Genomic DNA, 24204 nt, shown 5'->3' with positions numbered 1-24204 from the left:
AACTACAGGGACTATTTAAAAACTCTTGTAGCGTGAACTGCTTTTTTCCAACCTTGATATAACGTTGCCCTCTCCCTTTCACTCATCTCAGGATGAAACACAGTTGCCTTTTTCGCATGGCTTTCAAGTTCTTGTTGATCTTTCCAAAAACCTACAGCTAATCCCGCGAGATAAGCTGCGCCTAATGCGGTTGTTTCGTTTATCATAGGACGTTCTACCGTTAGATCCAACAAATCACTTTGAAACTGCATTAAAAAATGGTTATTCACCGCACCACCATCTACACGCAATGCCTGAACATTGGTCTTAGCATCTTTCACCATTGCATCTAATACATCTGTTGTTTGATAAGCTAACGATTCCAACGTTGCACGTATGATATGTTCTTTTGTTGTGCCTCTAGTAATACCAAACATTGCAGCTCGTGCATCACTATCCCAATATGGGGTGCCTAATCCAACAAATGCAGGAACAAAATAAACCCCATCTGTTGAGTCTACCCGTTTTGCATACATTTCACTTTCAGATGCGTGCTTTATCATGCGCATCCCATCACGTAACCATTGAATCGCAGATCCTGCAATAAATATACTTCCTTCTAATGCATAAACAATTTTGTCGTCTATTCCCCACGCAATTGTTGTTAATAAACCATGTTGTGATGTTACTGCTTGATTATCTGTATTCATTAACATAAAACAACCTGTTCCATACGTATTTTTGGCCATGCCTTTACGAAAGCACCGCTGACCAAAAAGTGCTGCTTGCTGATCCCCAGCAGCACCTGCTATAGGAATTTCTTGTCCAAAGAAGTGATAAGAAACCGTAGTACCGTATACCTCAGAAGAAGGTCTTACTTCGGGTAGCATACGCTTTGGTATATCCATTAAGCGTAATAAATCGTCATCCCATTTTTGCTCATGAATATTATATAATAAGGTTCTAGAAGCATTGGAATAATCTGTTACATGTTTTTTCCCACCTGTTAATTTGTATATGAGCCACGTATCAATCGTTCCAAATAATAAATCTCCGTTTTCAGCTTTATCTCTTCCTCCCTCCACATTATCTAATATCCATTTTATTTTTGTTCCAGAAAAGTATGGATCAATGATTAAACCAGTTTTTTTCCGAATCATCTCTTCATATCCTTGATCACGCAGCACACTACAAATTGGTTCCGTTTGACGTGATTGCCAAACAATTGCTTTATAGATTGGCTTTCCGGTATGTTTATCCCATACAACAGTTGTTTCTCTCTGATTGGTTATTCCTATGCCTGCAACCTGATCAGCCGTAATCTCAGCCTTTCTGAGCACATCAGCCATACATGCTAATACAGATGTCCATATTTCGTCTGCATCATGCTCCACCCATCCTGGTTCAGGAAAAAACTGTTCAAATTCTCGTTGTGCTTCAGCTTTCATGTTACCTCCCTTATCAAATAAAAAAGCACGTGAACTTGTTGTCCCTTGATCAATTGCTAATATGTATTTATCTACCATTATGCATTCCTCTTTTCAAAAATAATTTTAATGCCAAATTTTAATCTTTATCTGCTGAGGTCAAAAACCCAAGTCATTTTTCCAGATTTTATTGTATAAAAAAACACCTGTATCTTCTTTATATTGCACCATTACGTTGGTAACACAATATATGGAAGACACAGGCAAATACTTGCGAAGGGATGCAGCTCGCTTGCTACATACTCTATAATAAACAAAAATGTAACCGTTATCAATAGTTATTTTATTTTTTTGCTTCAATTTTTTTACTTTTCAAATGACATTAATTCAGATAAACTATTTAAATAGACTTTTATTAGTCGGAAATAAGGTATTATTAATTTAAGATACAAGAAAAACAATGGAATCAACTAAAAATTACAAACTTTTCAGTTAATTTCAACAAAAAAACATGTTAGAATAGATTTATGTCTATAAAATAACATCTGCAACCAACGAATCATCAATCCTCAAAAATAAAAAAAGTATCTACTAGTAAAGTAATAGAATTTTTTGAAAGGAAGTGAATGATATGGATACAAATATGAAAGGAACTAGTACCGTACCTCTACATCGCGACGTGGAATACTTAAATGAAATCTTAGATAGGGTATTGTTTCATGAAGGCGGCCAGGAATTACTTGAAAAAGTAAATAAAATTCGTACCTTAACAACTTCACTAAGAGATTCACAAGATCCAAGTATTTATGTAAAAATTAAACAAGAAATTGACCAATTAGAACCTCCACTTCGAGAAAATGTGATTCGTGCCTTTTCTGTGAATTTACATTTGTTCAATATTGCTGAGCAAACATATCGCGGAAGGCGACGCAGGGAATATCAAGCACAAGATGATTCCATTATTCAACCAGGTTCTTTAGAAGATGGTGTGAAACGTTTATTCGAAAACAATATCTCACCAGAAAGAATCGGAGAACTATTAGAACAACTTTCTTTAGAATTAGTGATAACAGCTCACCCTACGGAAGCAACAAGAAGAACCATGCTTCGTATTCACCAACGTATTGCAGATTTATTGAAGGCTTGGGATCATTCCTATACACGATATTCTAAAAAGGTCATTCAAGAGACCATTGAAAATGAAATAACAATATTATGGCAATCATCCGAAATTCGCGAGAAAAAACCTTCTGTAATGAAAGAAGTTTCTAACGGATTATATTTCTTTGATAAAGTATTATTTGAAGTATTACCACGCCTACATCAAGACTTAGAAGATTTACTTTATGAAAAGTATAAAAAGCGTTGGCACGTCCCTTCCTTTCTTCGGTTTGGTTCTTGGATTGGTGGCGATCGTGATGGTAATCCAAATGTTACTGCCAAAACAACTTTACAAACAATTAGGGAACATCGAACACTCGTACTTAATAAATATAAAGACTCATTAGATAGACTGAAGGAATTATTAAGTCAATCAACGAAAAAAGTAAAAGTAAGTGATGAGATTCTACAGTCCATCGAAATGGATCGTAAAGAATTAAACTATAACGGTTGGCATAAAGAAGATGAAGTATACCGAATTAAACTCGGACTAATGTTAAAACGAATTGAATATACAGAAAAAGATGATGAACGAGCGTACCGAGATGCACATGCATTGCTCGATGATTTACATCTGATTCAAGATAGTTTAATGATGCATCATCCGGCCAACAATCCAATAAAATTACTGCGTAAAGTGATTCGTCAAGTTGAAGTTTTTGGATTCCATCTAGCCACACTTGATGTGCGTAACCATAGCGGAGAACACGAAAGTGCAATTGCAGAAATCTTACGCCAAGTAAATATCGCGCCAGCCTACAAAGATCTAGAGGAAGAAGAAAAATTAGAAGTATTAATTAAAGTATTAGAAGACCCTCGTCCACTTATCTCTATTTACGATGAGTTCTCAGATGAGACGCAAGAAATGATTAATACATTCCGAATGATTAAAGAAGCAAAAGATGTGTTTGGTGAGCGTGCAATTGAGGTTTACTTAATAAGTATGACTGCTTCAGTTAGTGACTTACTTGAAGTACTTGTTCTTGCAAAGGAAGTAGGATTGTATCGTGTCTATCCAAATGGACATGTGAAAAGTCGTCTACATGTTGCTCCATTATTAGAAACAATTGATGATTTAAAACATGGTCCAAACATGATTAAAAAATTATTTGATATTCCATTGTATCGTAAGCATTTAGAAGCACGTGGTGATCTACAAGAAATTATGCTCGGTTATTCCGATAGTAGTAAAGATGGTGGAACATTAACTGCTAACTGGGAACTATATCAAGCACAAGAGGAAATTCATTCTATCGCCTCTTCTTATGGCGTGAAATTAAAATATTTCCACGGACGTGGTGGTTCTCTAGGTCGTGGTGGTGGACCATTATATACAAGTCTTTTATCCCAACCACCTATCACATTAGGCGATGGGGTGAAAATTACAGAGCAGGGTGAAGTATTATCCTCTCGCTACCTGTTAACAGACATTGCATACCGTAGTTTAGAACAAGCAACTACGACCATGATGACAGCCATTGCTGGATTAACAGAGGATGAAAGACGAAAGGAAATGCCATCTGAAAAAGCAAAAAAAGCAATGAGTAGTATTTCTAATTATGCATTACAAAAATATCAATCATTAGTATTTAATGATGATGGATTTTTACGCTATTTCAATCAAGCAACACCTTTAAATGAATTGGGAGCACTAAATATTGGTTCACGTCCTATGAAACGTAAAGGTAGTGATCGATTTGAAGATTTACGTGCGATTCCATGGGTATTTGCTTGGACACAAAGTAGACAACTTCTTCCTGCCTGGTTTGCTGCTGGAACTGGTTTTTATAAATTCATTGAAGAAACCAATGATTTAGAATTGCTACAAGAGCTTTATAATACTTGGCCATTTTTCCAGTCAACCATTAATAATTTACAAATGGCATTAACCAAAGCAGATCTAACAACAGCAAAAGAATATACAAAAATGATTGAAGACAAAACAATACAAACACGTATTTATGATCAAATTGTAGAAGAATATAATCTAACCAAAGCAATGGTTCTAAAAATATCACAACAAGAAGAATTAATGGATCATAAACCTAATATTAAAGAATCTGTTCGTTTGCGTAATCCTTTAGTAGATCCATTAAACTTAATTCAAGTCAATTTAATCTCTCAACTACGAGTGGAAGATAAACAAGGTGCAAATGAAGAAGTACTAAGTACTCTGTTAACAGAAGTATTACTTACAATTAACGGTATCGCAGCAGGACTTCGTAACACAGGTTGATCATTCTAACACTATTAAAGGCTATTCTCCTTTAAAGATGAGAATAGCCTTTTAATGTTTCACAGAGCGGATATTTTTGGCTCTATTATATATGTTGGGGTATGAAAAAAATTAAGCAAAATAAAACACGCAAGCTCCTATATCCTTTACACTTGAATTGACGAAAAACAAACCAAAGGGATAGGAGATGCGTGTATATGCAGTTTAACATGAAATTACCTGGATTAGAAAGTGTCATTGTAACAAAGATGGAGGAGTTGGAGGGAAACTTTTACTTACACGTAAAGTTACCCGTCAGGAAGCACCGTTGTCCAGCTTGTGGGAAGAGGACAAGCCGTATCCATGATTATAGAATACAAAAAGTGCAGCATTTAAAGCTCTTTGAGCGAACCTCTTATTTATTTTATCGAAAGCGTAGATATGTCTGTTCTTGTGGAAAGAGATTTCCTGAGAAGAACCACGTTGTAGAGCGATATCAAAGGCATTCCATCGAATGGAATCAAGCCCTAGGGCTTCGCGTTATTCAGGGAAAAAACTTTAAAGATACTGCGGGGCAGTTCCGAACATCGCAAGCAACAGCGATACGTAGATTTGACCAACTGGCAGCTGCTAGATTAAAAGAGGTGGATACGTTGCCACCAGTAATAGCTATCGATGAATATAAAGGCGATACATCAGAAGGGAAGTACCAAGTGATCGTCGCAAATGGAGAAACAGGCGTCCCCCTTGATATTTTGCCAAACCGTTCGGTACGTACAGTTAAAAAGTACTTAGCGAAAAAGGGATCTCAAGTGAAGATGGTTGTCATGGATATGAGCTACAGCTTTAAAGCAGCCGTAAAAAAAGCCTTAGGAAATCCAATCATTATCGCAGATCGCTTTCACTTTTGTCGGTACATTTATTGGGCATTAGAACGGGTACGAAGACGTGTTCAGAAGGACTTTCATGATTATGATCGTAAGAAGTGTAAACGAATGAAGCATGTTTTCTACAAACGATATGAGGATCTTACGGATAAGCAACATTGGTATTTAGAAAGGTATTTAAGTTTATCAGAGGATTTACGAACAGCCTATGGTTTAAAAGAGGCATTTCGTTCTTGGTTTGATGAAGCGAAGACTGGAACGAAAGATTTAGGTGAGATTAAACAAGGCTTATATCGCTTTTACACCCAAGTAGAAAAGTCAGGCATGGAAGCGTTTATCCAAGCTATTGGTACGATTAAAAATTGGCAACCAGAAGTGCTAAATAGTTTTGCCTTTGGTTATAACAATGGGTTTGTCGAAGGCTTAAATAATCAAACCAAGGTTATTAAACGTAATGCATTCGGCTTTAAACGATATGATCGATTAAGGTTACGTGTATTATTGCATCATCAATATAAAGATTTAGATTTTCAAGTAGGTTAAGGGATAGGAGCAAGTACTCCTACCCCAACATTTGACGTAGAACCATATTTTTATGATATTATTAGTATCTTAGTCGTAATTATAATACACTAGTTTCTATTGTTAACAGCAGACATTTATCGACATAAATATATAAATTTCATCTGTTTACTTTCGTTCGTAATTGGTATAGACTAATATTATCAAAATGAATGTAAGGCGGTGAGCATAATCCTAGCACTGCAAGATCAAAACCTATCACTTGATAAAACAGACAAGGAAAAACTAGAGGAAATAGAGAAACTAAGGCATCAAATGTACCAGTACTATAAGTGCACAAAAAACAAACAAGATGTAATAACTGTTTCACAGGAATTAGATAAATTAATATATGATTATATTGCTTCAACAAATAAAAAAAATTAAGCATGAACCTGATTGAAACAACTCTTCTATTCCTATCACTTCAAATAATCCACGGATTTATCTTTTCATCAAACTTTCACGAAAAGGGCAAAACCATTGAAAGATGGTGACGCAAAACTATAGGAGCTACGGGAAACTACGCTTGCCAGTTATCGAATATTTCTAGAAAAGAATAATCACAGCAGTAGCAGTGATTATTAGTAAGCTTTGGTCAGAAACTGTGTGTTTCTTGTGGATTATTTTTTAATGAAAAAGACGCCTTTTCATAGATTAAAGACGTCTTTTTCTTATGCTACTATAAACAGCCTAAGATTCACCATGAAAATTCTTTTACTATTTAGAAATCATATTGTGTACTTTACTAATTTCTTCTTGTGTCATAATCAAATAATACGTATGATCAATTCGTTGACCTTGCCCTTCCATCATGTACGTACTTATATTTTTTCTTGTATTACGGTAATTTAAGAATAGGTTTTGCATATCCCCAAAGTCCATATTCGTTTCTACATTTGAACCTAATACATCAAGAATATCACTTATTTTAGTAACTGATCCAATACTTGCGCCTTGATCAATAATTCCTTCAATTACTTTACGCTGTCTTTTCGTCCGTCCAAAATCTCCCTCTGGATCCTGCTTGCGCATACGGACATAACCTAAGGCTTGAGCACCATCTAAATGAATGTCACCTTTTTTATAACGATATCCTTTTTTATAATAGCCTGAGTCTACCCACGCTAATTCATTATCAACTGTAATTCCACCAACAGCATCAACAAGGTCTTCTAATCCTTCCATATTTACTTTCACATAATAATCCAAATCTACATTAAGAAAATTTTCCACTGTATTAACAGCCATATCTGATCCACCACGAGCATATGCATGATTTATTTTTTCCGTTGTACCATTGCCAACAATCTCCACACGAGTATCTCTAGGAATACTAACAATCTGGATACTATTATCATCGGGGTTGATGGAAAGAATCATTAAGGCATCTGATCGACCAGAATCATTTTTTCGTTCATCTACACCTAGTAATAATACATTCAGTGGCTCTTTCCTATCGAGTTTCTCCTTCGTGACAGTTGTATCAATACTATCTATCCCTTGGTGAATTTCATTATCTACTGTTTGCTTGGCATCCCACCAAATAGAAAATAAATAACCTGCAATACCAAGCATTAGTATAGCAAGTATAATAAGTACAATTTTTAAACCTCTTCTTTTGGTTGAATTTCTCTTTGTTAATCTACTTTCGTTAACCACAAAAGCACCTCTTTCTCTAGTTGCATCTCTTGTTATTGATTCTTGTATATATAGACGCCCGAATCAAATAAAAAGTTTCACTGGTCGTATCATGTTCTCATAGTTTCATACAGACAAAGTAATGAATAAGGTTGAATACATCAAAAAAAGGGTAAAGGAAGTATATCTATTAATCTACTATTCAATCTAGACAGCTACTATAATAAGGAACGAGGGAAATCACTTGTCATGTAAACATTGTTTTATAACAGAATTAACAATTGAAATAAAATGCACAACTAATCCTATTGAAGATATGCTCTCAATCATACATAACCATTTAAAAAGAAGAAACATTCCAATTGAAATTAAAGATAAACACCTTTTCACCAATGAAGAAGGAGCTACAAGTATCTATGACTTTAGTCAAGATCATATGGATATGAATGAGATATATTATCGTATTCTTGATCACCAATGGCAACCATTAACAAACATAAGTAAAGTACTTGAAGCCAAATGGATTGATCAAATCATTCAAAAAAAACAAATCCATTGCCATTACCAACCAATTCTAACAGCTGATAAACAGATTTATGGCTATGAATTACTTGCTCGATTTAATGATTCCACCGGACAGACCATTTATCCTGATGTTATTTTTGACGCTGCTCGAAAGCGTGGGCGATTATATGCACTAGACCGTTTGTGTAGATTAACAGCTGTTCGACACGCTGCGAATATACCAGACAATAAAAAGGCATTTATCAATTTCATTCCAACATCTATTTATTCTCCTGCATTCTGTTTACGATCAACCACTAGACTAGCGGAACAATTACATTTAGATACCGATAGACTCGTTTTTGAAGTGGTAGAAACAGATAAAGTTGATGATGTAAATCATTTAAAAGATATCTTACATTATTATCGTAATCGTGGATTTAATTACGCATTAGACGATGTCGGAGAGGGATTTAGTACCATTAATCTTTTAACAGATTTAAAACCAAATGTGATGAAATTAGATATGAAATATGTGCAAGGAGTAACAAAAGATAGGAAAAAGCAACAAGCTGCTATACTCTTTTTAGAAAAGGCAAATGAAATTGGTTCGATCCCTTTAGCAGAAGGTATAGAAACGGAAGAGGATTTTATGTGGCTAAAACAAAGAGGCTATCAATTATTTCAAGGCTATTTATTCGGCAAACCAACACCAGAAATAAAAACATCGATCTAATCAAGTCTTAGAAAAACGAGATAAATAAAAATCGGCAGAAATCAAAATAAAACATTGATTTCCTGCCAATTATTTTTATCACATTTAGATTTTTCCATTTATTTACGCTTGGTTGGTTAATCCATGTACACGCGTCATTACTTCTGTTTCAAATTTATTTAATTTATCTTTTGTCCCTTCTAATGTATCTCCATTAACCGCGAAATAGAATTTAATCTTTGGTTCAGTACCTGATGGACGTAAACAGAACCAAGATCCATCCTCTAGCTTGTATTTTAATACATTCGATTTTGGTAGTGTAATCGTTTCTGTTTTTGCAATATCAACTAAGATTCGCTCACTTGACTGATAATCTTCAATCACAACTACCTTAGATCCTAGCACCTCTTTAGGAGGATTGGTTCGAAAGGCTGTTAATAATGCTTGAATTTGTTCCGCCCCATCTTTCCCTTTTAGTGTTAATGATTGTAAAGACTCAAAATAATAACCGTATTGTTCAAAAATTTCTAATAAGCCCTGATACAAGGTTTTCCCTTTTGTTTTATAGTATGCCGCAACTTCAGCAGCCATCATGCAGGCTTGAACAGCATCTTTATCCCTTACAAAATCACCGATTAAATAGCCATAACTTTCTTCATAACCAAATAAGAAATGATGTTGGCCAGTTTCTTTATATTCTTTAATTTTTTCACCTATGAATTTAAAGCCAGTTAACGTATCTACTGTTTCCAATCCATGTTTATTTGCTATATCTCTTCCAATCTCAGAAGTTACAATTGTTTTTAACACTGTAGCATGAGGTGCTAATGTTCCTTGTTGCTTCTTTTCTGTAATTAGATAGTTTAATAGCAAAGCACCAACCTGATTACCTGTTAATACTTGATACTTTCCTTCTTCATCTTTCACCGCTACACCAACACGATCAGTATCCGGATCTGTTGCTAATAAAATATCGGCATGATGTTTCTCACCTTGCTTAATAGCTAATTCAAAGGCAGCATGTTCCTCTGGATTTGGCGATTTTACTGTAGAAAAATTAGGGTCTGGAAGTTCTTGCTCAGCGACAACCTCTACCTGTTTAAAACCCATTTTCTTTAGTCCTTCTCGAACAGGGATATTTCCTGTACCATGTAGAGGTGTATAGACAATTTTAAAGTCATCTGCTACTTGATTAATGTAAGCTGGATTTACTACAATTGTTTGTAGCTGCTGTTGATAAGCCTCATCAATCTTATCCCCTATAATTTGTAATAAACCACTTTGCTTTATTTCTTCTTCATCTGCAACTGGAATAATTAACTCATTTTCTACTTCATTTACCTTTTCCACAACCACATCAGCTGGACCTGGTGGAAGTTGCCCACCGTCATCACCATATACTTTAAACCCATTATATTCTGGGGGATTGTGACTTGCTGTGATAACAATACCACTAAACGCGTGTAAATATCTGACCGCAAATGAAAGTTCTGGCGTTGGACGTAACGCATCAAATACATATGTCTGAATGCCGTGATAGCTAAGTGTTTTTGCCGCTTCCATTGCAAATAACGGGGACTTAAAACGTGAATCATATGCAATGACTACCCCACGTGTTTTTGCTACTTCTCCTTGTTCTTCTATGTATCTTGCTAAACCTTCAGCTGCTTTACGAATCGTATAAATATTCAACCGATTAGAGCCAGGGCCTAACTCACCACGCATTCCACCTGTACCAAATTCAAGTTCTTTATAAAAACTATCCTCTAATTTTTTTTCGTCATTTTCAATTTCAGTTAATTGTGCTCTCAGTTCTGAATCCAAACCCTCAAAATTGTTCCATTTGTAATAATTATCTTTCCAATTCATACGCTTCTCCTCCGATCATCAATATTACTTATCCTTCTATTGGATGCAACCAAAACCTATTTCAGAATCCTTTTTTATTTTTGCTATACATCTATTGTCTCGTTCAATTACTTTTTGTTTATTATCGTTGATGACATACATGAGCGGTTTAGTTATATGCAAAAAGTACGTATCCCCTTACTAATAGTTCATTATAACAAATAATAATTTTCTCGTCTCGATATCTTTATAAATTTATTTTATTAATAAATAATTAATACATATTTAAATAAATTTCGACATTCAATAGTTGATAACTAGCTTTATGATTTGATTTGCTTTACAATTATGATAGATACGTTTAAATCAAAAAAGACAAAGCGTGCCAAATCTGTCTGAATAAGCTTTAATAAGATTATGACCATGTGCAAACATTGCTCATTTCTTATGTCTTTTATAGACAGGCTTTTTTGTATAAAACACTTTTGCATGAAATGTCTACTTATCTTTTTTAAAAAAGGAGCGATTGTTTGTGTCGAAAGACAAGTTAAATGAATTAAAAATATTTACGTTAAGTTCTAATCCAATTTTGGCAGAGAAAATTGCTGAACATACTGGTGTAACATTAGGTGATTGTTCTGTAAAAACCTTTAGTGATGGAGAAGTGCAAATTAATATTGAAGAAAGTGTACGTGGGTGTGATGTATATGTGATTCAATCTACATCTGATCCTGCAAATCAACATATTATGGAATTATTAATTATGCTAGATGCATTAAAACGAGCGTCTCCAAAAACAATAAATGTTGTGATTCCTTATTATGGTTATGCTCGTCAAGATCGAAAGACAAAAGCGCGTGAACCAATTGCAGCAAAGTTGATTGCTGATCTAATCGAAAAATCAGGCGCTTCCCGTGTGATGTCACTTGATATTCATGCAACACAAACACAAGGATTTTTCGATGTTCCAGTTGATCCTTTAACAGGAATACCAATACTTGCGGCTTATTTTTCTGATAAAAAGCTAGAAGATATCGTTGTTGTTGCACCAGACCATGGTAGTGTAAAACGTGCACGCCAATTTGCTGATCGTATGGAGGCACCAATTGCTATTCTGGATCGACGTGGACCAAGGGATGTCGATGCATCTCAGCTTAAAGTAGTTGGTGATATCGAAGGGAAAACCGCTATTATCATCGATGATATTGTTGATACTGGTAGACGTGTAACCACTGGTGCACAAGCATTGATGGATAATGGTGCAAAAGAAGTGTATGCAACATGTACACATCCCGTTCTTTCTGGTATTGCAACAGAAAAAATTAACGCTTCACCAATTAAAGAACTTGTAATAACAGATACCATTCCGATTCCTGAAGAAAAATGGAGTAATAAAATGACACAACTTAGCACTGCAGCATTATTTAGTGAAGCAATTTTACGCGTATATCGACAAGAATCAGTAAGTCCTTTATTTGACGTCTAAAATAAAATGGCATGACTTTATTCATGTACGTCACTACTCGGACCTTTCAGTTTCAAGTTAGTTCATAATGCTTCTTTGTTAATCAAAGCTAGATCCTATCTATACAAGCAAAAAGCGATATTTTTTAGTAGCACTATGCTCTTAAAAATATCGCTTTTTGCTATTATATAAATGCAACAAGTGTTGGAATTAATAGTTTTCCCCAAACAATGGTAATAGTAGCAGCGAATATCATTGCTAAAGTTGAAAAGGTAGTAGCTTGTTCTCCATACTCCATTGCTTTACTTGTACCAACACCATGTGCACTCATCCCTAGAGCAAGTCCTTGTGCCATTGGTGATGTGATTGCAAATCGTTTTATAACAGAAGGGCCCATAATCCCACCAACAACTCCAGTTATAATTACAAAGACAGTAGTTAAGGTTGGTAACCCTCCTATTTCCTTCGATACCTCCATCGCGATGGGAGTTGTGATCGATCGAGGAAGAACACTAACTAAAAAACTACGATCAATATGTAATAATAACGACAATCCATAGGAAGAGAAAACGGCAATTAATGAACCAGCAGTAATACTAATTGTTATTAAACCAAGATATTTTTTTAAAATTGACAAATGTTTATAAATTGGAACTGCAAATGCAATCGTTGCTGGTCCAAGCATATGGGTTAGAAAGGTAGCTCCATCTAGATACTCAGATGCTGGGATGTTTAAAAGTGTGATAACAATAATGATTAGCAATGGTGTGAACAAGAGCGGATGAAATAATGGAAAGGCAAATCTTTTATTTAACTTTTTGGTTAGTAAATAAAAAACATACGTAATAACTGTTACAAGTAAGATCATCATTCTACATGCGCTCCTTTCTTTTTCTCTATCCAATCTGCAATGAATGCAGTTAAGCTCATTACAATAAAAGTACTAATACCTATAATGAAAACAATTTCAACACCTTGCCAACTAGCTATTTCATTATAATTAACGATACCAACTGCAGAAGGTATAAAGAAAAGTAATAACTCTGCCATTAGCCAATTCGCTCCTTGTTCTACCCATTCCAATTTAATGATTCTTAAAAATAAGGCAAGAAATAGTAATACCAAACCGATCATGGAAGCAGGTAATGGTATAGAAAGTAACTGTTTTAATCCAATTGCTAAAAATAAGAAAATATGTATTAATAATATTTGCATCATAACTGTCCAAATCTTCATGTCTACACCCCTGATAAATGCTTTGCTTTAATTAAAGCATACATCAGTTCGATATATTCGTAAAATACATATATTTTATGTTATACATAACTTTTAGTTATACCAAATTTAACGAATAAAATGAATAAATGTCCGCCCAGCATAAGAAAGATATTTGCCTTTCTTTTTTATTACCGCTAGGTTCCAAGGAATTTTGGGGGTCAAATCAATAATTTGGATGGCATCGTTTTTCACTCTATCACATATAGATTTTGGTAAAATCGTTATACCTAAATCAGCAGCAACCATTTCTGACATTAGGTCCCATTGTGAGCTTTTAAATAAAATTTTTGGTTCATAGCCAACATCCAAAAAATGTTGCCATATCATATCGTGCAAAGCAAAATCCTCATGATAAAAAATAAATTCTTCATTTTTCAGTTCACTTAAATCAACCGCTTTTCGATGAGCTAGTGAATGGTCCCGATGTACAACCAATTGCATATTTTCTTTTACCAATGGATAAATATCGAAAAGACTTTCATCAATTGGTAGTACAGTTACACCTAAATCCATTTCTCCCTCTACAACACTTCTCACTACTTTTGCTCCACCATATTCTGTTATATTAATTTTTATATTAGGATACGCTTTATGAAAAGCTGCTAATACATTAGGAAAGAATAAACTACCGATAATTGGTGGTAGACCAAAATGAATTTCCCCACGCTTCAATTCAGTAAGATCATGTAAAATAATCATCATGTCATCCATTTGTTGATTTATTTTTTTGGCATACTCAAACACAACCATTCCTGCATCCGTTAACTCACTTGCCTTATTCGTCCGTAGTAAAAGCGTCATTCCTAATTCAACTTCTAGATTTTTGATCATTTTACTTAATGCTGGTTGCGAAATGTGCAATACATCAGCAGCTCTAGATATACTTTTGTGTTTAGCCACCTCAAAAAAATACTGCAGTTGCCTGAGTTCCATCAAATCCAACTCCTTTATGGGACACGGGGTCATACCCTCTGCCCCACTTTTAATAAAATAACACCATTAGAAAAGGGACAGAGTGCCTGTCCCTCGTCCCTTTTTATTTATTTATTTTTGATGCTGCTGCTTTGTCAGCAATGATTGTTACATTTGGATGTTGATTTAAAATAGAAGCAGGGAAATCTTCACTTACTGGATCATTTACTAATTGATATAAACAATCTGCTTTCTTCTCACCAGAAATTAATAAAACGATCTGTTTACTTTGCATGATTGTTTTAATTCCCATTGTGATGGCTTTTGTTGGTACTTCATCAATAGAATCAAAGAAACGAGCATTCGCTTCACGTGTGGATGGTGCCAAGTCAACTACATGAGTCTCTTGATCAAACGAAGTGCCTGGCTCATTAAAGCCAATATGTCCATTCAATCCAATTCCTAATAGTTGAAGATCAATACCACCTGCTGTATTAATCTTTTGTTCATACTCCTCACAAGCTTCTTGTAAATGATCTGTCTTTCCTTCTGGAAGATGTGCCTGTTCAGATGGCAAGTTAATATGATTAAAAAGTTTCTCATTCATGTAGTAATGGTAACTTTGTGAATTTTTTGGTGAAATACCAACATATTCATCTAAATTGAAACTTGTTACATTTTCAAAAGAAACGTTATTTTCCTTATATTCATTAATTAACAGCTCATAAAATCTTTCTGGTGTAGAGCCAGTTGCTAAACCTAACACTGTATCTGGTTTCTTATTCACGTTCTCTACAAAGATTGCAGCAGCTGATTTACTCATTTCTTCATAATTATCTACAATAATAAAATCCATATAATCTCTCCTATTCCTGTTCATATGAATATGCAACATTACCTCTACAAAGAGTATAGCGCACATTCCAATTATTATCAATTAATACAATATCTGCATCTTTACCTTGTGTAATACTTCCCTTACGATCAAAAATATCCAATTGTTTTGCAGGGTTTACAGCTGTCATTTGTACAATGTCTTGTATTTGTGCTTCAGTAAATGCAGACATATTTTTGGCTGCATCCACCATACGTAAGATACTTCCTGCCAATGTACCATCGGATAAAACAGCTTTCTCATTATTAACTGTAGCCATTTGGCCGCCCAAATCATATTCTCCAGGTGGTAAACATTTAGCTCTGAGCGCATCAGTGATTAACATCAAGCGTTCACTACCAATATTTTGATAAATTAACTCAATCATTTCTGGTGATACGTGGATCCCATCTGCAATTAGTTCTGCTTTAATTTGATCGAGTAATAGGGTAGCACCCACAACACCAATATCTCGATGATGAATCCCAGTCATTGCATTCGCTATATGTGTTACTTGACTGACACCTTGTGATACAGCTAATTTCATTTCTTCAATGCCGGCATCAGTATGTCCTGCAGATACATTAATACCTTGTGCACTCAATGCCTTAATAAACGCCCCATCTGGATCAGTTTCAGGTGCCATTGTAATTGTTTTAATTTTCTTTTGTGCTAATGTTTGCCAATGATTAAATTTTTCAATATCGGCTTTTTGAATAAACTTTTCTGGTTGTGCACCAGCACGCTTGTTAGATATAAAAGGCCCCTCTAAGTGCACACCAACCACTTCTGCTTGTCCTTCTTTACTAACATATGTACCTATATTTTTAAGTGCTGCTTCAATATTTTGATCAGATTGTGTAATGGTAGTAGCTAGAAAGCTTGTTGTTCCCTCTTTAGGAAGTGCCTTTGCCATTGTTTCAATTGCTTCAGGTGTAGCATCCATTACATCTGCGCCATCTGCACCATGGATATGTGAATCAATAAAACCTGGTATAGCAGTTAAACCTTCTCCATTAACAACAGAGATATTCGCATCTTCAGGCATTTCATCTGAGATAGTTGCGATTTTACCATCAACTACTTTAATATACCCATTTTCTTTACATTCTGTCTCTGTGATTACACGCACATTCTTAATTAAAAGTGCTTCATTATTGGACATATGACCGCTCCTTGCTAGTATATTTCATATAGTAAGATTAGCATAAAAATTCTATAGTTGTCTATACCAATCCCTGTTTTCCCCTAATTTATTTACTACCTATTAAAAATTTATTCGATTTTGATATTTCTCTACTAACTTTTGATTGTGAGTAGCCGATCCTTCAATGTTCCCACTAACAAAAACTGGCGCTTCAATCCCTTTATCTCCCATCATCTTGATTGCCTCTGCAAAGACTGCATGAAGAATAGCTACACCAATTAATGTAGAACTTGATGAAAAAGGTACAGTCACTTCTTCATGCATAAGGATAGCATCTCCAATTGGCGCTTTATTATTAATAACTAAATCAACAACATCCATTAAACGCTTACCTGATTGGTGTCGTGGTGATTGGCTTGTTGAATAAGGAATAGAGGTTAAACCAATCACAAATGCCCCTTTATCTTTACTGATTTGGGCAACATCAATAGGAACAGGATTCAAACCAGATGTAGATAGTACAATACAAACATCACCAGGTTCAATCGGTTGATCTATCATAAATTGTTTAGCATAATTAGGTTGCTTTTCTAATTGCGAAGATCTTTGACCACCTTCATGAAGCATGAGTGGTTCATGAAAAATAGGTCGAACTGGAACAAGTCCACCTGCTCGATAAAAAAACTCTTCCATTAAAATATGTGAGTGACCACATCCAAACAAATGAATAATTTTTTCATTTTCAATTGCTTGAGCAATTTTTTTTCCTGCTTTCCTAATGACTATTTCCTCTTGATTTTCTACTTGTTTTAATAAATCGGTTACTTTTTTAAAATAATCATGTAACATATTCTCTCTCCTATTACCTAGTATGTTTAAAGAGATTTTCACATCTTATATATTAAACATAACTGAAACATACGATTTTAGCTAGTTTAGAGAGTCGAAATAAAAGACAAATTGGAAGAATACATCCTCCATTTTACTTCGACAAGCATAACGACTCTGTCATGTAACACAAGTGTTACATGACAGAGCCGCTAAAAAATACAAGGAATCAAAGACTTATTAGATCATACCTACTTGCTTTTTATAGTACCTTTTTAGAAAAAGAGCTTTCTGTTAAAAAAGCGAGAATACATGTTCTAAACACATACACTCGCCTAAAAATAATTTATGATTGCAATTCCTTTTGTAATAATTCGATTCCTCTTGGGCTTAACGTAATTTTCCCATCAAAGAATGATTGATTTTGATCACTTACTTCCCCTGTAATCATACACGCTCTATTTGAATTAAATTTACGTAAGACAATGCGATCACTATCTGTAAATATTTCTAATGGGTCTTTATTCGCAATATTTAAAGATGTACGCAATTCTTTAGGTAATACAATTCGTCCTAAATGATCCGTTTTTCTAACAATACCTGTACTTTTCATTTGGCACATTCCCCCTGAATAGTATTCTTTTCTACAAGAATATCACATTTTTTCAAAGTTTGTAATTCCTTTTTATGAAAATATTACTACTCTTTTAAAAAAATACTAGACTTTTTAACTAGCAAACAAATCGTTTAATAGATAAACAAGTCCTGATCAGCCGATTCTACTGTACTTTTGTCTAATAGATGGACTACATACCTTTAGTATAAAATAAATGTCGTAATAACGATTCCTATAAAAAGGAACATAATGTAATTAACTGAAAAAAGAAAGATTCTATTGGCCCATTTCCAATCATCCTTTTGGTTAACATAACTAGTGACAGCAATGATCAACCCGATACTAGCCATAAGAACCGCAATTATGGTAAACACAGGACTAAGTGGATAAAACATCAAAGAACTAGGGATCAAACTGGCCAAATAATATGTTGTTCTTCTTTTTGCTGTTGCTATTCCATGCGTTACAGGAAGCATTTTTACTCCTGCTATTTTATATTCATTATATTTCTTAATAGCAATAACATACGTATGAGGCATTTGCCAGAGAAAAAGGATAAGAACCATTGCAAAAGGGATAAGTGAGAGCTCTGATGTGATTGCAAACCAACCAATTAATGGTGTAACCGCTCCCGAAACACTACCTATAATCGTATTCCACGTATATCTTCGTTTGGACCACATGGTATATAAAAAGACATAGGTAATCCAGCCGATCAAAGCAAAGATAACAGCTAAAAGCGTTGTAAAGCTTAATAAAATAAATCCTAAGACAGATAGTATAATAGCAATATTAAAAACACTAGATAGCGAGAACTGACCGGTAACGGTGGGACGATGCATCGTTCGTTTCATCACTGCATCTATATCTGCATCATACCAATTGTTAAATACAAGCGCACCAGCAATGACACATGTTGTACCTAATAAGGTTAGAATAGTAGTTAGCAATGGATGTTGAGTGATCATTTGATTTGTGTAAAGTGCTGCGGTTATTCCAGCAAGTACTGGTAGTATATTGGAAACAAGCACAAGACCTTTAAAAAGAGCCTTTACACCTTGTAAGAATGAGGTTTCATTTGATTTTGTTGTAGGTGTGGACATTGTAGAAAGTTGCTTCATCTTTATTTCCCCCAATAAAGTGATATTCTTATTATAACATGTTGAAGAAAAAAAAGATGCGTATAGCAACTGACAAATAGAGGTATAAATGGCGGAGGAGGTGGGATTCGAACCCACGCAACAGTTGCCCGTCCTAATGCATTTCGAGTGCATCCCCTTCAGCCGAACTTGGGTACTCCTCCATTGATGAACACATGTTATTCTAGTAAAAATTTAAATTAGTTGCAAGGAGTATTTTTTGACAAATAAAACTTATTTGTTAAAATGGTATTAACTAAACGTGAACACGTTCATAAAATGAATGCGTTCATTATTGGAGGTTGCACGTTGAAAAATCGAAAAACGATACAACGCGAAAGAATGTGGAGATATTTTCTTGATGGTGCTGTAGAGATCATTGAAGAAGAAGGAGTTGAACAAATAACCATTCGAAAAATTGCAGAGCGAGCTGGTTATACAAGTTCTACTGCTTACAATTATTTTAAAGACTTATCCCATTTAAAATTTTTTGCTGCCATGCATTTTACAACCAATTATATTAATGACTTACCAACGTATGTGGCAAAGGGCAAAAATACAGTAGAAAAATGGCTTTATGCATGGCAATGTTTTTGTTTACATAGTTTTGATAACCCACATATCTACTCCATTATCTTTACAGAAAACTTAGGTGATTCACCAAAAGATATGCTTGCTTCTTATTATGATGTTTTCTCCATGGAATTAGTTGGACTTCCTGAAGAAATTAAACCAATCATTATGGAGCACGATTTTTCCAAGCGAAGTGCTTTGTACATTGCACCGGCAGTCACTGAAGGGTTTATTCAACAAAAAGATGTCGAACGAATATCCGATATGACGTTTATGATTTGGAAAGGAATCATGAGTACCTATATGAATCAAAGAAGGAAATGGACAAAAGAGGAAGCAATTGAAATTACCCTTTCCTACGTAAAAGAGCTAGTGATGCATTATATTGCCATAGATAAGCAATCACAAATTAATTTTAATCTAAATAACTAGGGGGAAAAGAAATGGTTTTTAATATTAAAGATTCAGAAAATAGACGTGTGAAGACAGATTACCCAAGAAAGGTAAAGAAAATAGAAAATATTTGGATCCCAATGTCTGACGGTGCAAAATTAGCGGCTACGATTTGGTTGCCTGAGGACGCGGAAACACATCCTGTTCCTGCTTTATTAGAATACATTCCTTATCGTAAAAATGATTTTACCGCTATTCGAGATTCTGCTCGTCATCCATATTTTGCTGGTCATGGTTATGCTAGTATTCGTGTCGATATACGAGGAAGTGGAGATTCAGATGGTATTTTAATGGATGAATATTTAAAACAAGAACAAGACGATGCCCTTGAAGTATTCGATTGGATCGTAAATCAACCATGGTCAACTGGTAAGATTGGTATGTTCGGTAAGTCATGGGGTGGATTTAATAGTTTACAAGTTGCCGCAAGAAACCACCCTGCGTTAAAAGCAATCATTACACTTTGCTCAACAGATGACCGCTACAGTGATGATGTGCATTACCGCGGAGGAAATATTTTAGCTTCTGATATGCTCTGGTGGTCATCAACCATGTTTGCTTATAGTGCTAGACCACAGGATCCTGAAGTTGTAGGCGAAAGTTGGAGAGAGAATTGGATTGATCGAGTTGAAAATACGCCTCCTTATGTTGAAGAATGGCTACGTCACCAACGAAGAGATGATTATTGGAAACATGGATCCATTTGTGAGGACTATACAGATATAAACATACCAGTATTTGCTGTTAGTGGTTGGTATGATGGTTATACCGATGCTGTATTTCGCATTTTGGAAAACATTGATGCTCCAACAAAAGGGCTAATTGGTCCATGGGTGCATGAGTATCCTGAGGTGGCTACACCTGAACCTGCTATTGGCTTTTTACAAGAAGCACTAAGATGGTGGGATCAGTGGCTTAAAGAAGAGGATACTGGCATAACGGAAGAACCAGAATTGATTACTTGGATGCAAGAGAGTGCCAAACCAGCTGCAAGTTATGAGTCACGTCCAGGCAGATGGGTTGCAGATACCACATGGCCAGCTAAAAGTATTAATTACAAGCCTTATTATTTCAATCAACAACAGTTATCGACACAATTAACAGACGCTACAGCAATGAATATTGCTAATAGACAAGAACATGGCTTATATGCTGGATTATTCTGTCCATTTGGTCAAGCTGGCGATTTTCCAGGAGATCAACGGTTAGAAAATGGAAAAGCCACGGTATTTACTTCTGAGCCATTAACAGAAAAAATGGAATTACTTGGGCACCCTGTCTTTCATGGTCGTATTGCTGTTGACCAAGAAAATGCATTACTAGCTGTTCGATTGATGGATAAAGCACCAACTGGGGAATCAACATTAATTAGCTGGGGAATGTTAAATTTAAATCATTATCAATCGCACGAACATCCTGAAGCACTTGTACCAGGTAAACAATATGACATTACGATACAGTTAGATGCATTAGGACAACAGATTCCCGTTGGACATCAATTAGAAGTGGCTATTGCACCAACATACTGGACAAAAGCTTGGCCATCTCCTAAACCCGTTCAAGTCACGTTGTATACTGGAGAGCAAACATATATCGAGCTTCCAACTCGAACAATTCAGCCGGAAGATCAACAAGCAGATCGATTTGATATTCCAGAAACAGCACCCGTTACTGAAAGAAAAACGTTAAGAGAAGATGAGCGTACATTTGATATTGTCCACAAACCAATTGAACAAGTTTGGCAGTTAATTGATTATTCTGATGCCGGTGATAGATTATTGGTAGAAAGTGGTAATTCATTCGGAAGTATTAACAAAAATATTTATACCATAAAAGAAAATGATCCACTATCAGCACATATCCAATGTGACTGGGAGTTAACAGTCGGACGAGGCGACTGGCAAACGAAATTAATTACAAATAGTGAGATGTATGGTGATCTTGAATACTTCTATCTGACTAATACAATAACTGCTTATGAGAATGAGAAAGAATTAACAACAAAAACATGGGAAACAAAAATCCCTAGAGACTTTAACTAAAGTAAAAAGGTAGTGCATATACACATGCACTACCTTTGCTTTATTCATTCTTACTATCAAAACGCTCGATTATGGTGTTGGTTATTTAAAATTATATTTCGTTACAATTGGTTCTCTTTGTTGTGTTTGATCATTAAAGTATTCATATAATGAAATACCTAAAAAGGATCCTGACATATTATACACCTTATCATAGCCCATGTTGCGTAGAGCAGCAACCACATTATAACTACGCTGACCCGAACGACAATGAATATACACTGGTTGATCCGCTGGAATCTCATCCAATCGATTTCTGAACTCACTTAAAGGAATATTTTTTGCCGTTTTTAGATGTCCAGCTTCATATTCTTTTTTCTCTCTCGCATCAATAATAAACGCATCATTTTCCACTAACTCTCTTGCATCAGACACTTTCACTTGTTTCACATCACCATTTAAGATGTTTAATCCCACAAGTGCAGCAAAGTTTACTACATCTTTTGCGGTACCGTAAACAGGTGAATACACTAATTCGAGTTCTTTTAGATCTTCCAAGGTACCGTTCATCATAATCATTGTAGCGATCACATCAATACGCTTATCAACATTTCCTTTTCCAATTGCCTGAGCACCAAGGATTTTCCCTGTTGGTACTTCAAATAGTAATTTAAAGTGCATCACATTACTTCCTGGCATAATACCAACTTTATCTATTGGAATAACATAAACATAATCATAATCTATTTTTGCTGATTTAGCTTGCTTCTCATTAATACCAGTAGATGCAGCATTTAAATCAAATATTTTTATACCTGATGAGCCAATTACCCCAGTATTACGATGTGGAATGCCATACATATGATCTGCTGCTGCACGTGCTTGTCGTTGTGCTGGACCAGCTAATGCAAGACGTGTTTTTTGACCGGTAATTTTATGATGAACCTCAATTGCATCACCCACTGCATAAATCGCATGATCGGTTGTTCGATAATTATGATCTACCTTAATACCACCAGTGGTACCTATTTCTAGGCCAGCTTCTTTGGCAAGGGCTGTTTCTGGACGAACACCAATCGCCATTACAACGGCATCAGCAGATACTTTATTACCTGATTGTAATTCAATTTGGTTTGCTTCTACTTTAGTAATCCCATCACTTAATACCAAATTAATGCCTTTATCCATCATTTCTTTATGCAATATTTGCACCATATCATAATCAAATGGAGCCATTACTTGGTTTTGCGCTTCCACCAAAGATACTTTTTTTCCTGCATACGCTAAGTTCTCTGCCACTTCAATTCCAATAAATCCGCCACCAATAACTGCAACATTTTCAATATCTTTTTGTTGAACATATTGATTTAACTTTTCAATATCAACTACGTTACGCACAGTGAATACATGCGCATGATCGGCTCCTTCAATTGGTGGTACAATTGGATTTGCTCCTGGAGAAAGAACTAAATCATCGTATTTTTCTTCATATTCCTCATTTGTTTGTGTATTTTTTACTGTAACTGTTTTTCGATCACGATTGATTTTTACAACCTCACTATTTGTTCGTGCTTCAATACGATATTGCACATCAAATTTTTCTGGGTTCATTAATACAAGACGATTACTATCTGCAATTTCACCGCTCAAATGATAAGGTAAAGCACAGTTTGAAAAAGAAACATGTGGGCCTCTTTCAAACATAATAATCTCTGCTTCTTCATCTAAACGGCGAACTCTTGCGGCAACAGAAGCACCACCAGCTACGCCACCTACTACTAATACACGTTTACCCATTAATAAAACCTCCAATATACATAATAAAATATTCTCTATTCATTTTTTACAATTTCATCGTTATTTATTTCACAGATCAATAATACCATTAGGGGTATATAAATGCAATAAAAAAATTTGATATTCATAAAGTGTTCATAATTTAACTCAATAGATCTGAAAC

Annotated in this window: 19 protein-coding genes, 1 tRNA gene and 1 riboswitch; of the genes, 7 read left to right on the top strand and 13 right to left on the bottom strand. The window is 35.1% G+C overall.

The genetic code is table 11. The features are described from left to right. Positions 1-11: 11 nt before the first annotated feature. Positions 12-1505 carry a glycerol kinase GlpK gene (gene glpK / locus BN1058_RS03000; RefSeq protein ID WP_090852662.1) on the bottom strand — a complete coding sequence of 498 codons (1494 nt, stop codon included), beginning with the start codon at positions 1503-1505 and terminating at the stop codon, positions 12-14. A gap of 532 nt (positions 1506-2037) precedes the next feature. On the opposite strand from glpK, the gene ppc reads away from it, so the two are divergent. The 3 genes from ppc (at position 2038) to BN1058_RS02985 (ending at position 6617) form a co-directional block, all read left to right on the top strand. Next, positions 2038-4803 (top strand): phosphoenolpyruvate carboxylase, encoded by a 2766-nt coding sequence (gene ppc, locus BN1058_RS02995; protein ID WP_090852658.1) that lies wholly within the window; start codon positions 2038-2040, stop codon positions 4801-4803. Between the two features lie 191 nt (positions 4804-4994). Then, positions 4995-6212: an ISL3 family transposase gene (locus BN1058_RS02990; protein WP_090851207.1), complete on the top strand. Its 1218-nt coding sequence runs from the start codon at positions 4995-4997 to the stop codon at positions 6210-6212. A gap of 201 nt (positions 6213-6413) precedes the next feature. Beyond that, on the top strand, positions 6414-6617 hold the full coding sequence (locus BN1058_RS02985) for an aspartyl-phosphate phosphatase Spo0E family protein (protein ID WP_090852655.1): 204 nt from the start codon (positions 6414-6416) through the stop codon (positions 6615-6617). A 76-nt stretch (positions 6618-6693) separates the two neighbouring features. Continuing rightward, a riboswitch (cyclic di-GMP riboswitch) is annotated at positions 6694-6774 on the top strand. Positions 6775-6950: 176 nt separating this feature from the next. Here BN1058_RS02985 and BN1058_RS02980 read toward each other — a convergent pair. Continuing rightward, positions 6951-7892, bottom strand: coding sequence for an LCP family glycopolymer transferase (locus BN1058_RS02980; protein WP_255306964.1), 942 nt, complete (start codon positions 7890-7892; stop codon positions 6951-6953). 223 nt (positions 7893-8115) lie between these two features. On the opposite strand from BN1058_RS02980, the gene BN1058_RS02975 reads away from it, so the two are divergent. Next, positions 8116-9111: an EAL domain-containing protein gene (locus BN1058_RS02975; RefSeq protein ID WP_090852653.1), complete on the top strand. Its 996-nt coding sequence runs from the start codon at positions 8116-8118 to the stop codon at positions 9109-9111. A 102-nt stretch (positions 9112-9213) separates the two neighbouring features. Here the strand turns inward: BN1058_RS02975 and BN1058_RS02970 are convergent, their stop codons facing one another. Continuing rightward, positions 9214-10959, bottom strand: a complete 1746-nt coding sequence (locus BN1058_RS02970; RefSeq protein WP_090852650.1) for a phospho-sugar mutase — start codon at positions 10957-10959, stop codon at positions 9214-9216. A 511-nt stretch (positions 10960-11470) separates the two neighbouring features. Here BN1058_RS02970 and BN1058_RS02965 point away from each other — a divergent pair. Beyond that, positions 11471-12424, top strand: a complete 954-nt coding sequence (locus BN1058_RS02965; RefSeq protein WP_090852647.1) for a ribose-phosphate diphosphokinase — start codon at positions 11471-11473, stop codon at positions 12422-12424. Between the two features lie 163 nt (positions 12425-12587). Here the strand turns inward: BN1058_RS02965 and BN1058_RS02960 are convergent, their stop codons facing one another. From BN1058_RS02960 to BN1058_RS02920, 9 genes are all read right to left on the bottom strand, one after another. Continuing rightward, positions 12588-13274, bottom strand: coding sequence for an LrgB family protein (locus BN1058_RS02960; protein WP_090852645.1), 687 nt, complete (start codon positions 13272-13274; stop codon positions 12588-12590). Further along, on the bottom strand, positions 13271-13639 hold the full coding sequence (locus tag BN1058_RS02955; protein WP_090852643.1) for a CidA/LrgA family protein: 369 nt from the start codon (positions 13637-13639) through the stop codon (positions 13271-13273). Before BN1058_RS02955 ends, BN1058_RS02960 begins: the two co-directional genes overlap by 4 nt. Before the next feature lie 108 nt (positions 13640-13747). Continuing rightward, positions 13748-14614, bottom strand: coding sequence for a LysR family transcriptional regulator (locus tag BN1058_RS02950; protein ID WP_090852639.1), 867 nt, complete (start codon positions 14612-14614; stop codon positions 13748-13750). A 103-nt stretch (positions 14615-14717) separates the two neighbouring features. After that, positions 14718-15449, bottom strand: coding sequence for a glucosamine-6-phosphate deaminase (gene nagB / locus BN1058_RS02945; RefSeq protein WP_090852636.1), 732 nt, complete (start codon positions 15447-15449; stop codon positions 14718-14720). Positions 15450-15459: 10 nt separating this feature from the next. Further along, positions 15460-16632, bottom strand: a complete 1173-nt coding sequence (nagA, locus tag BN1058_RS02940; protein ID WP_090852633.1) for an N-acetylglucosamine-6-phosphate deacetylase — start codon at positions 16630-16632, stop codon at positions 15460-15462. 102 nt (positions 16633-16734) lie between these two features. After that, entirely contained in the window at positions 16735-17463 is a 729-nt protein-coding gene (locus BN1058_RS02935; RefSeq protein WP_090852631.1) for an SIS domain-containing protein, read from the bottom strand. Positions 17464-17788: 325 nt separating this feature from the next. Continuing rightward, positions 17789-18055, bottom strand: a complete 267-nt coding sequence (locus BN1058_RS02930; protein ID WP_090852628.1) for an AbrB/MazE/SpoVT family DNA-binding domain-containing protein — start codon at positions 18053-18055, stop codon at positions 17789-17791. 203 nt (positions 18056-18258) lie between these two features. Further along, positions 18259-19179 carry a heme o synthase gene (cyoE, locus tag BN1058_RS02925; RefSeq protein ID WP_090852625.1) on the bottom strand — a complete coding sequence of 307 codons (921 nt, stop codon included), beginning with the start codon at positions 19177-19179 and terminating at the stop codon, positions 18259-18261. 89 nt (positions 19180-19268) lie between these two features. Further along, positions 19269-19361, bottom strand: a tRNA-Ser gene (locus BN1058_RS02920). A gap of 145 nt (positions 19362-19506) precedes the next feature. Between BN1058_RS02920 and BN1058_RS02915 the strand changes: the two genes are divergently transcribed. Both BN1058_RS02915 and BN1058_RS02910 read left to right on the top strand, forming a co-directional pair. Beyond that, entirely contained in the window at positions 19507-20202 is a 696-nt protein-coding gene (locus tag BN1058_RS02915) for a TetR/AcrR family transcriptional regulator (RefSeq protein WP_255306963.1), read from the top strand. 11 nt (positions 20203-20213) lie between these two features. Further along, positions 20214-22265 (top strand): CocE/NonD family hydrolase, encoded by a 2052-nt coding sequence (locus BN1058_RS02910; RefSeq protein ID WP_090852623.1) that lies wholly within the window; start codon positions 20214-20216, stop codon positions 22263-22265. An 81-nt stretch (positions 22266-22346) separates the two neighbouring features. Here the strand turns inward: BN1058_RS02910 and BN1058_RS02905 are convergent, their stop codons facing one another. Continuing rightward, positions 22347-24041: an FAD-dependent oxidoreductase gene (locus BN1058_RS02905; RefSeq protein ID WP_090852620.1), complete on the bottom strand. Its 1695-nt coding sequence runs from the start codon at positions 24039-24041 to the stop codon at positions 22347-22349. Between the last annotated feature and the right edge of the window lie 163 nt (positions 24042-24204).

It is taken from the genome of Paraliobacillus sp. PM-2 (assembly GCF_001368815.1).
Classification (GTDB): domain Bacteria; phylum Bacillota; class Bacilli; order Bacillales; family Amphibacillaceae; genus Paraliobacillus.
This window is presented reverse-complemented; position numbering and strand designations above follow the sequence as displayed.

Coding starts and splice junctions, on each gene's coding strand:
- glpK (WP_090852662.1), bottom strand. CDS start 1,505: ATGGTAGATAAATACATATTAGCAATTGATCAAGGGACAACAAGTTCA.
- ppc (WP_090852658.1), top strand. CDS start 2,038: ATGGATACAAATATGAAAGGAACTAGTACCGTACCTCTACATCGCGAC.
- BN1058_RS02970 (WP_090852650.1), bottom strand. CDS start 10,959: ATGAATTGGAAAGATAATTATTACAAATGGAACAATTTTGAGGGTTTG.
- BN1058_RS02960 (WP_090852645.1), bottom strand. CDS start 13,274: ATGATGATCTTACTTGTAACAGTTATTACGTATGTTTTTTATTTACTA.
- BN1058_RS02955 (WP_090852643.1), bottom strand. CDS start 13,639: ATGAAGATTTGGACAGTTATGATGCAAATATTATTAATACATATTTTC.
- BN1058_RS02950 (WP_090852639.1), bottom strand. CDS start 14,614: ATGGAACTCAGGCAACTGCAGTATTTTTTTGAGGTGGCTAAACACAAA.
- nagB (WP_090852636.1), bottom strand. CDS start 15,449: ATGGATTTTATTATTGTAGATAATTATGAAGAAATGAGTAAATCAGCT.
- nagA (WP_090852633.1), bottom strand. CDS start 16,632: ATGTCCAATAATGAAGCACTTTTAATTAAGAATGTGCGTGTAATCACA.
- BN1058_RS02935 (WP_090852631.1), bottom strand. CDS start 17,463: ATGTTACATGATTATTTTAAAAAAGTAACCGATTTATTAAAACAAGTA.
- BN1058_RS02930 (WP_090852628.1), bottom strand. CDS start 18,055: ATGAAAAGTACAGGTATTGTTAGAAAAACGGATCATTTAGGACGAATT.
- cyoE (WP_090852625.1), bottom strand. CDS start 19,179: ATGAAGCAACTTTCTACAATGTCCACACCTACAACAAAATCAAATGAA.
- BN1058_RS02910 (WP_090852623.1), top strand. CDS start 20,214: ATGGTTTTTAATATTAAAGATTCAGAAAATAGACGTGTGAAGACAGAT.
- BN1058_RS02905 (WP_090852620.1), bottom strand. CDS start 24,041: ATGGGTAAACGTGTATTAGTAGTAGGTGGCGTAGCTGGTGGTGCTTCT.